Source organism: Microbacterium sp. NPDC097977 (genome assembly GCF_040302605.1).
GTDB lineage: Bacteria > Actinomycetota > Actinomycetes > Actinomycetales > Microbacteriaceae > Microbacterium.
In genome coordinates this window covers 1-2,226 of sequence record NZ_JBEOUR010000137.1, presented here as the reverse complement: position 1 = coordinate 2,226, position 2,226 = coordinate 1, and the positions used below count along the sequence as shown (strand labels likewise).

General features: G+C 70.8%; 3 protein-coding genes. 2 read left to right on the top strand and 1 reads right to left on the bottom strand.

What is annotated here, in order from left to right:
* Window positions 1-104 precede the first annotated feature (104 nt).
* The gene (locus ABTZ43_RS17195; RefSeq protein WP_350539640.1) at window positions 105-371 is read left to right on the top strand and encodes a hypothetical protein; all 267 of its coding nucleotides are present in this window, start codon (window positions 105-107) and stop codon (window positions 369-371) included.
* A gap of 79 nt (window positions 372-450) precedes the next feature.
* Here the strand turns inward: ABTZ43_RS17195 and ABTZ43_RS17185 are convergent, their stop codons facing one another.
* A complete protein-coding gene (locus tag ABTZ43_RS17185; RefSeq protein WP_502885434.1) occupies window positions 451-1,011 on the bottom strand; it encodes an ADP-dependent NAD(P)H-hydrate dehydratase in 561 nt (186 codons plus the stop codon).
* 55 nt (window positions 1,012-1,066) lie between these two features.
* On the opposite strand from ABTZ43_RS17185, the gene ABTZ43_RS17180 reads away from it, so the two are divergent.
* Window positions 1,067-2,134: an NADH:flavin oxidoreductase/NADH oxidase gene (locus ABTZ43_RS17180; protein ID WP_350539639.1), complete on the top strand. Its 1,068-nt coding sequence runs from the start codon at window positions 1,067-1,069 to the stop codon at window positions 2,132-2,134.
* Window positions 2,135-2,226: the final 92 nt, after the last annotated feature.

The following is a 2,226-nucleotide window of genomic DNA, read 5'->3' as shown; positions in this document are numbered from 1 at the left end:
CCGCTGCCGATCGAGGGTCATGGCCGCCTGTTCACCGTGGTCGGAGATCTCCTCGACTCCCCCGCGGACCCGCTCTGGACCAACCCCACCCTGGGCGCCTGGAAGTGCCGACCAACTGCGAAATCGGCCTGTACCTGAATGACCAGCTGGCAGGCCGGCTGTTCCAGGAACAAGCCACTTCGTTCAACCTGCCGGCGGGCAACCTGTCCTTGCGCCTGAAGCTGCTGCCGGGCCAGTCGCCAGGCTGCCTGCCGGGATTGCTGGCGCCGCCCGCGCAAAACATCACGCTCAAGGCTGGTGACGTGCGCAAATTGCGCATTGCCCAAGGCCCGGACGGCATGTACCTCAAACCCGCCGCCCTCGAATATTAAGTATCCACCCTGTAGGCGCCGGCAAGCCGATGCCTGCAATAAACAGGTGCTTGACCTTCCCCACAGGTCAAGGTTGATCCTAAGGGCGACTTCTCCTGGAGGACTGCCCCATGAATGGATCCACCACCTTTGACCTGCCCATCAGCGGCATGACCTGCGCCAGTTGTGCTGGCCGGGTCGAGCGCGCGCTGGGCAAGGTGCCGGGGGTGCAAAGCGTCATCAGGAGCAGCGGTGCGCGCCGTCCGGGTGCGAGGTCCAGAGCGCCGGCGTCGACGACCACGGGCACCGACCCGTCGAGCAGCGCACGCAGCTCCTGCTCCGCCTCGGGGCTGCGACTCGCGGCATCCGTCCCCGATCCGATCACCCAGGCGCCCACCCGCGCTCCGGCCGCGTGCGCGCTCACCACCGTCTCGGGGCGGCGGGCGATCACGGCATCCGCCGCGCGTCCCTCGCCGATGTAGCGCACGAAGCCGGCACCGGAGCGCCAGGCGGCCTCGACCCCGAGCACGGCCGCGCCGGGATAGGCCGGCGACCCCGTGCGGAGACCGACGACACCGCGGGAGTACTTGTCGTCCTCCGGCCCCGGCACCCGCACCAGACGTGCCGTGTCTTCTCGGGACCACTCGCGCGCATCGGGCATGAGTCCACGTTAGTCCGACGACCCCTGCCCCTCGAGACGGCGCTAGCGTCGAGGGGTGAGCATCCTCTTCTCCCCTCTCAGCATCCGATCCGTCACCTTCCGCAACCGGCTCTGGGTGTCCCCCATGTGCATGTACAGCGCGATCGACGGCATCGTGCAGGAATGGCACCACACGCACCTCGCCCAGTTCGCCTCGGGCGGCGCCGGGCTCATCGTGGCCGAGGCGGCCGGTGTCGTGCCGGAGGGACGCATCTCGCCGCAGGACGTCGGGCTCTGGAACGACGAGCAGCGCGACGCCTGGACGCCGATCGTCGCCGCGATCCATGCGCGCGGCGCGAAGGCCGGCATCCAGCTCGCCCACGCAGGTCGCAAGGCCTCGACCTGGTGGCCGTGGGCCGAGCACCAGGGCTCGGTGCCGCAGTCAGAGGGCGGCTGGACCACGACCGCCCCCTCCGCGATCGCCTACGAGGGCTTCGCAGAGCCCGTCGCGCTCGACGCCGACGGGATCGAGGCGATCGTGACCGGGTTCGCCTCCGCCGCGCGCCGGGCGATCGAGGCCGGCTTCGACGTGCTCGAGATCCACGGCGCGCACGGCTACCTGCTGCACCAGTTCCTGTCGCCGCTGTCCAACCTGCGCGACGACGACTACGGCGGCTCGCTCGAGAACCGGGCGCGACTCCTCCTCCGCGTGGTCGAGGCCGTGCGCGAGGCCGCGGGCGACGGCGTGCCGCTGTTCGTGCGCATCTCCGCGACCGACCATGCCGACGGCGGCTTCACCCCCGATGAGGCCGCGACCGTCGGTGCGTGGGCCACCGACCGCGGCGCCGACCTGATCGACGTCTCGAGCGGTGGTCTGGTCGCGCACCAGCACATCAGCGTCTTCCCCGGATACCAGGTGCCGCTCGCCGAGACCGTCCGTCAGGGCGGGCGCATCCCGGTCTCCGCGGTCGGACTGATCACCGCCGCCGAGCAGGCCGAGCAGGTGCTCGCCGAGGGCGCGGCGGACGCGATCTTCGCCGGCCGCGAGTGGTTGCGCGACCCGCACTTCGCGCTCCGCGCCGCCCACGAGCTCGGTGCCGACATCGCCTGGCCGCCGCAGTACGAGCGCGCGCACTGGCGCTGAGCCCCCGCAGGCGCGAGCATCCGTCAGGTGGGCGGGGCGTTCGTGGAGATCGGTCATGCCGAGCGCTTCATCCACCACGGCGAAGACCTGCA